The organism is Inquilinus sp. CA228, assembly GCF_052078665.1.
Classification (GTDB): domain Bacteria; phylum Pseudomonadota; class Alphaproteobacteria; order DSM-16000; family Inquilinaceae; genus Inquilinus.
Window position 1 is genome coordinate 75,013 of sequence record NZ_JBQJIK010000032.1, and the last position, 6,876, is coordinate 81,888.

Genomic DNA, 6,876 nt, shown 5'->3' on the forward strand with positions numbered 1-6,876 from the left:
TCACATCCGCACGATGATGTCGACCTCCTGCGGCCGGGCGCCCTGCGGGGACACCACGACCCGGTCGCCGATGCGCTGGAAGGTCAGGGTGACCTGCCGCTCGCCGACCGGCAGCGCCTCGACCGTCAGGGTCTCGATGCCGATCGGCAGATGCGGGCGGTCGATGCGGATGCGGTTGCGGGCGCCGTCGACGCGGAGGCCGAGGCAGGCCTGCAGCATCATGAACACGGCGCCGGAGGCCCAGGCCTGCGGCAGGCAGGCGACCGGATAGGCGATCGGCCCCTCGCCCCGCGCCCGCGGGAAGCCGCAGAACAGCTCCGGCAGCCGCATGCCGAAATGCGACGCGGTCTCGAACAGCTCGCTGAGCAGCCGGACGACGCCCTCGCGCTCGCCGTAGCGGGCTAGGCCGGCGGCGCAGAGCGCCCCGTCATGCGGCCAGACCGAGCCGTTGTGGTAGGACATCGGGTTGAAGTTGGCCTCGCCGCGGGCCAGGGTGCGGAGGCCCCAGCCCGAGTTCAACGGCGTGTCGAGCAGCTGCCGCGTGACGCTCGCCGCCCGGTCCGGCGCCGGCAGGCCGCAATACAGCAGGTGCCCGGCGTTGGAGGCGCGGACCCGGCAGGGCTGGCCGTGGCCGTCCAGCGCCAGGGCGTAGAAGCCCTGATCCTCCATCCAGAACCGGCTCTCGACCGCGACGCGCAGCGCCTCGGCCCGCACCCGCCACCGTGTCGCCTCGTCGTCCAGCCCGCGCTGGGCCGCCAGATCGCCCATGGTGCGCAGGGCGGCGAAGGCATAGCCCTGCACCTCGACCAGCGCGATCGGCCCCTCCGGGAAGCGGCCATCGGCGTGGAAGACCGAATCATGGCTGTCCTTCCAGCCCTGGTTCGACAGCCCCTTCTCCGAGCTGCGGGCGTAGTCGAGGAAGCCGTTGGGGTTGCCGTCGGCCACCCGCTCGACCCAGGCGATGGCGCGCAGCAGCGCCGGCCACAGCTCGTCGATCAGCGCCATGTCGCCGGTGCGGCTGGCCGTGGCGCCGGCCAGCATGATGAAGAGCGGCGTGGTGTCGACCCCGCCATAGTATTCGGCGAAGGGCAGCTCGCCGAGCGCGACCATCTCGCCCCGGCGCGCCTCGTGCATGATCTTGCCGGGCTGGGCGTCCTTGAAGGCGGACGCCTCCAGCGCCTGGCGCGACGCGAGGAAGCGCAGCACGCCTTGCGCCAGCGCCGGGCTCAGCCACAGCGTCTGCAGCGCGGTGATGATCGCGTCGCGGCCGAAGGTGGTCGAGAACCAGGGGATGCCGGCATAGGGGTACGGCCCGGTCGGCAGCTCGGTGACCAGCAGCGACAGGTCGGCCCGCGACTTGTCGATCCAGTCGTTGAACAAGCGGCCGGAGCTGCGCAGCACCGTGCCGTGCCGCGACAGCGCCCGCATCCGACGTCGGGCCTGGGCGGCGGCCTGGCGGAACCGGCCCCGGCCGGGCGCCGTTGCTTCCTCCGCCCCGACCTCGACATACAGATCGACGGCGCCGTGTCCCGGCAGTTGGAACACGAACTCCGCGATGTCGCCATCGAGGCGCTGCGGCGCTTCCGAGAACCGGATCACGGCCTGGCGCCCGACCTTGTCCAGCCCCTGGTAGCGCAGCACCACCGCGTCGCCGTGGATTTCCGGACCGGCCAGCCGGCCGCGCCGCAGCCGGGTGGCGCCGCGCACCTCGAACATGTCGCGGAAATCCGCCCCGAAGCGGAGGGCGAGCGGCACCCGGACCTCGGCCTGGCCGAAATTCTCGATCCGGATCTGCTGGTACAGCCGGTCGTTCCACAGCAGCATCGACCGCTGCAGATGGATCGCCCCCTGCGGCAGCCCCTCGTCGCCCAGCGGCGACGGCGTCCGGTTGGTGGCATGGCTGGTGAAGACGGCGTTGTCCTGGCTCAGCCCAGCGCCGAGCAGCGACGGCAACTCGCCGCCGAGCAGGACGACGAAGCGGGACAGGATGCGGGTGTCGTTGTGGAACAGCCCGTCATCGTCGCCGGCGATGTTGCCGAGGGCGTCGGCGACGAGGAAGGTGTCGCCGTGCTTCAGCGAATACATCCGCAGCGGCACCCGCCGGGCCGAGAGGTCCGGCGGCGGCGCCGGATCCGGCGCGGCCTCGCCCGGAACCAGCTCGGGCTCGGGCCGGCTCATTCGGCCGCCAGCAGGGTCGAGGGCGAGCCGGCTTCGGCCAGGCGGCCATACAGCTCGACATAGCGCTCGGCCATCACCCGGCTGGAGAAGCGGCGCTCGAAGCCCCGGCGGATCTCGCCGCGGTCCAGCGCCGGCAGCCGCCCCACCGCCGCCTCCGCCTCCGCCATCGACCGCACGATGAAGCCGGTGGTGCCATGGTCGATCACCTCCGGCACCGCGCCGCAGCTCCAGGCGATCACCGGCGTGCCGCAGGCCATGGCCTCGATCATCACCAGGCCGAAGGGCTCGGGCCAGTCGATCGGGAACAGCAGGCCGGCGGCGTTGCCGAGGAACTCCGCCTTGGCGTCGTCGCCGATCTCGCCGATGAACTCGACCAGCGGGTCGGACAGCAAGGGCTCGATCGCCTCCTTGAAATAGATCCGGTCGGCGTCGTCAACCTTGGCGGCGATGCGCAGGCGCCGGCCGGATCGGCGGGCGATCTCGATCGCCCGGTCCGGCCGCTTCTCCGGCGAGATCCGGCCGAGGAAGGCGAGGTAGTCGCCCTTCGGCGCAGGCGCCGGATGGAACAGGTCCTCCGCCAGCCCGTGATGCACCGTTTCCACCCAGCTGGCGTCGGCCAGCGGCAGGCGCTGCGAATCCGAGATCGAGACCAGCGGAAAGTCCGGAAAGCGGCGATAGGCCTCCGGCAGGTCCTTCAGGTCCAGCCTTCCGTGCAGGGTGGTCACGGTGCGGGGGGCGATCGCCTCGAACAGCGGGAAATGGATCAGGTCGACATGGAAATGGAGGATGTCGAATTCGTCCGCCCGCCGCCGCAGCTCGTGCAGCATCGTCAGATGCGCGGCGTAGTCGGATTTCAGCGGGCTGGGGTCGAGCCGGATCGCCTGGTCGCGCACCGGCACCAGCCGGGCCCGGGTGTGGGCGTCGGCGCTGGAGAACAGGGTGACGTCGTGGCCGAGATCGACCAGCGCGTCGGACAGATGGGCGACGATCCGTTCCGTGCCGCCGTAGAGCCGGGGCGGCACCGCTTCATAAAGGGGAGCGATCTGGGCGATCTTCATCGATCCTGTCCGTGACATGCGCGCAGCCGATACCGGCCGCAGGAGCCCGCCTGCGGCCGTGCCGCAAAGGAGGGCTACGAATGCGGGCCGGCGCCCATCCCGGTCGAATGCGCGGTGCGGCGGAGCGCCGCGGCGGCCGGCACCGACGGGCGCGCGACGCGATCGGGCGGATAGGCCTGCCGCAGGACCTCGGAGACGAAGGTGTTGGCGAAATCCGAGGAGGCGTCCGGATGAACCCGGCGGAACACATCGAGCGCCTTCTCGCACGCGGTCCATTCATCCGCCCCCGCCTCGCGGCTGGAGCGATAGGCAGCGACCACTCTTGCGCTGATGGATGATGCGGAACCGGTCATGCGGGTCCTTTCTCTTCCAGGGGCGGCCCCGGTCACCGAGGCATGCTGATCGCGAGCGTCGCCGGGCGCCTCTACCGTGAAGGTCCGGGGAGCCTGCCGTCCCGCTCGCATGGATGAGGTCGACGCGCTTTCCAACCGGTGTGGGGCCGATCTTGTTCCGAGACTGCGATGAATTTCTCGCCAGGCCGGCCGATGCCGAAAAAAATTCGTCGGGGCTGTCGAATCGCGTCGGTGCCATACGTCCTTGAGTCAGACCCTGACTCGTTCAGCCGGTCCGAGACCACAAGGAGAGGAACGCCGCCATGCAGAACCAGTCCGCTTCCCAGGCGATCAAGCCGTACCTGTTCTTCGACGGGCGTTGCGACGAGGCGCTCGAATTCTACACGCGCACCCTCGGCGCCAGGGTCGAGCAGGTGTTCCGTTTCAAGGACGCGCCGCCGCAGCCGGATGCCCAGCCGCAGGAGGGCTGCGGCCCGATGACCGCCGACATGGCCGAGAAGGTGATGCATGCCTGCGTCACCATCCGCGGCACGACGCTGTTCGTCTCCGACGGCATGTGCCAGGGCAAGCCTGAGTTCAAGGGCGTCTCCCTGGCCCTCGAGATGCCGACCGATGCCGAGGCGGAGAAGGTGTTCGGCGCCCTGGGCGATGGCGGCCAGGTGCAGATGCCGATGAGCCCGACCTTCTTCGCCTCGCGCTTCGGCATGGTGGCGGACCGCTTCGGCGTGTCCTGGATGATCACCTCCCCGGCCGCCACCCCGGCCTGATGCGGTGACGGGAGGGCGTCCGGCGCCCTCCCCATCCCCCTCGCGATCCTTCGCCGAGCGACCCTGCCCGGCGGCCCGGATGCCGTCATCAATCGTTGACGCCCGCATCCGGGCTGCGCTAGTCCGGGCGGCGAATGGGCCGGCACGGCCTGCCCATGGGTTTCGGTTGCCCCTGCGCGGCTCCGGGCCATGTCATTCCGGAACAGAATCGCTTGGAGTCCCCATGAGCCAGGAATCGAACGACGATCCCGGCCTTCTGCTGTTTACCTCCCTCTGCATCGGCCTGCGCGACTGGGCGCAGACCGGCTCGGGCCCGGGCCCCCGGCAGCGGCTCAACTGGAAGCACGCCACGGAGCTGTTGCGGCGAGGCGAGGATGCGACGGCCGAGGCGGAGATGCGCCGCGCCGACCCGCTGACCGCCGCCGAGGAGGAGGAGGTCCGCCGCTTCGACCTCCGCGCCTTCGACAAGGCGCTGGTGGCGGCCAATGACGTGCGCGGCTGGATCGAGTAGCCGCCCCGCGCGGGGGCGTTTTCGGCCTGCGCAAGCGGGTGCCCGACCGCTAGACTGTCCCGAAACGGCGAGGCGGATCGGGAGGCGCGCCATGGTCAGCGGACCGAGCTATGTCAGCGGCATCGCCGATGCGCCGCTGCTGGGCGAGACCATCGGCCAGGCGCTGGACCGCGCCGCCGCGCGCTGGCCCGACCGGCCGGCGCTGATCGACCGGGCCCAGGGGGCCCTCGGCCTCCGCTGGAGCTGGCGCGACCTCGCCGAGCGGGCCGAATCCTTCGCCGCCGGCCTGCTGGCGCTGGGCCTGCAGCCCGGCGACCGCATCGGCATCTGGTCGCTGAACCGAGCGGAATGGGCGCTGACCCAGTTCGCCGCCGCCAAGGCCGGGCTGATCCTGGTCACGGTCAACCCGGCCTACCGGCTGGCCGAGCTGGAATACGCGCTGAACCTGGTCGGCTGCGCCGCGCTGGTCACCGCCACCGCGTTCAAGACCAGCGACTATCTCGGCATGCTCAACACCCTGGCGCCGGAGCTGGCGACGGCCGAGCCCGGCCGGTTGCAGGCGGCGAAGCTGCCGGCGCTGCGCGCGGTGATCCAGATCGGGGGTTCCGCTCCGGGCACCATCCCCTTCGACGGCGTCGCCGGCCTGGGCGGCGCGGCCGAGCGGGACCGGCTGGCGCAGGTCGCCGGCACGCTGCAATTCGACGACCCGGCCAACATCCAGTTCACCAGCGGCACCACCGGCTCACCCAAGGGCGTGACCCTCAGCCACCACAACATCCTGAACAACGGGTACTTCGTCGGCCGCGGCCTGGCGCTGGGCGAGCAGGACCGGATCTGCATCCCGGTGCCGCTGTACCATTGCTTCGGCATGGTGATGGGCAACCTCGCCGCCGTCACCCACGGCGCCGCCATGGTCTATCCCGGCGAGGGCTTCGACCCGCTGGCGACCCTGGCCACCGTGGCGGAGGAGCGCTGCACCGCGCTCTACGGCGTGCCGACCATGTTCATCGCCATGCTCGACCATCCGCGCTTCGGCGAGTTCGACCTTTCCAGCCTGCGCACCGGCATCATGGCTGGCTCCCCCTGCCCGATCGAGGTGATGAAGCGGGTGGTCGGCCAGATGAACATCCGCGAGATCACCATCTGCTACGGCATGACCGAGACCAGCCCGGTCAGCTTCCAGAGCGCGGTCGACGACACGCTGGAGCGGCGCGTCGCCACCGTCGGCCGGATCCACCCGCATCTCGAGGTCAAGATCGTCGACCCGGAGGGCCGGATCGTGCCGTGCGGCGAGCGCGGCGAGCTGTGCACCCGCGGCTATTCGGTGATGCGCGGCTACTGGGACCAGCCGGACAAGACGGCGGAGGTGGTGGATGCCGCCGGCTGGATGCATTCCGGCGACCTGGCGGTGCTCGACGCCGACGGCTTCTGCAGCATCGTCGGCCGCATCAAGGACCTGGTGATCCGCGGCGGCGAGAACGTCTATCCGCGCGAGGTCGAGGAGTTCCTGTACCGCCACCCGAAGATCCAGGACGTGCAGGTGTTCGGCGTGCCCGACCCGAAATACGGCGAGGAGCTGTGCGCCTGGGTCCGCATCCGCGAGGGCGAGGTGCTGACCGCCGAGGAGGTGCGCGGCTTCTGCGACGGCCAGATCGCGCACCAGAAGATCCCGCGCTACATCCGCTTCGTCGACGCCTTCCCGATGACCGTGACCGGCAAGATCCAGAAGTTCCGGATGCGCGAGGCGATGGAGGAGGAGCTGGGGATCAAGGCGGCGGAAACCGCCTAGAAAGACGTTTTCTTTTTGTCATTGCCGGGCTTGACCCGGCAATCCAGGGGCCACCAAGAGCCGCTCCGGCCGCCCCTGGATCCTCGGGTCAAGCCCACGGCTGTCCGGTTGAGTTTTTGTGGACAAGGCGCATGGCGTTGATTCTGCTGTGTCTCGAACGTCTGGCAACGTGTCGGGACAGCAAAGGGCAACGCCATGCAGCACAAGAATAGCGTGTTCC

The 6,876-nt window shown here is 70.3% G+C and carries 6 protein-coding genes; 3 read left to right on the forward strand and 3 right to left on the reverse strand.

What is annotated here, in order from left to right; genetic code table 11:
* The 3 genes from ACTOWL_RS17600 to ACTOWL_RS17610 form a co-directional block, all read right to left on the reverse strand.
* Positions 1-2,178 carry an amylo-alpha-1,6-glucosidase gene (locus tag ACTOWL_RS17600; protein ID WP_441322556.1) on the reverse strand — a complete coding sequence of 726 codons (2,178 nt, stop codon included), beginning with the start codon at positions 2,176-2,178 and terminating at the stop codon, positions 1-3.
* Positions 2,175-3,236, reverse strand: a complete 1,062-nt coding sequence (locus ACTOWL_RS17605; RefSeq protein ID WP_441322557.1) for a glycosyltransferase family 4 protein — start codon at positions 3,234-3,236, stop codon at positions 2,175-2,177. Before ACTOWL_RS17605 ends, ACTOWL_RS17600 begins: the two co-directional genes overlap by 4 nt.
* A gap of 74 nt (positions 3,237-3,310) precedes the next feature.
* Entirely contained in the window at positions 3,311-3,589 is a 279-nt protein-coding gene (locus tag ACTOWL_RS17610) for a hypothetical protein (RefSeq protein ID WP_441322558.1), read from the reverse strand.
* Positions 3,590-3,891: 302 nt separating this feature from the next.
* Between ACTOWL_RS17610 and ACTOWL_RS17615 the strand changes: the two genes are divergently transcribed.
* The 3 genes from ACTOWL_RS17615 to ACTOWL_RS17625 all read left to right on the forward strand — a co-directional run bounded on the left by ACTOWL_RS17615 (position 3,892) and on the right by ACTOWL_RS17625 (position 6,656).
* Positions 3,892-4,356, forward strand: coding sequence for a VOC family protein (locus ACTOWL_RS17615; protein ID WP_441322559.1), 465 nt, complete (start codon positions 3,892-3,894; stop codon positions 4,354-4,356).
* Between the two features lie 223 nt (positions 4,357-4,579).
* Positions 4,580-4,867, forward strand: a complete 288-nt coding sequence (locus ACTOWL_RS17620) for a hypothetical protein (RefSeq protein ID WP_441322560.1) — start codon at positions 4,580-4,582, stop codon at positions 4,865-4,867.
* Between the two features lie 91 nt (positions 4,868-4,958).
* Positions 4,959-6,656 (forward strand): AMP-binding protein, encoded by a 1,698-nt coding sequence (locus ACTOWL_RS17625; RefSeq protein ID WP_441322561.1) that lies wholly within the window; start codon positions 4,959-4,961, stop codon positions 6,654-6,656.
* Positions 6,657-6,876: the final 220 nt, after the last annotated feature.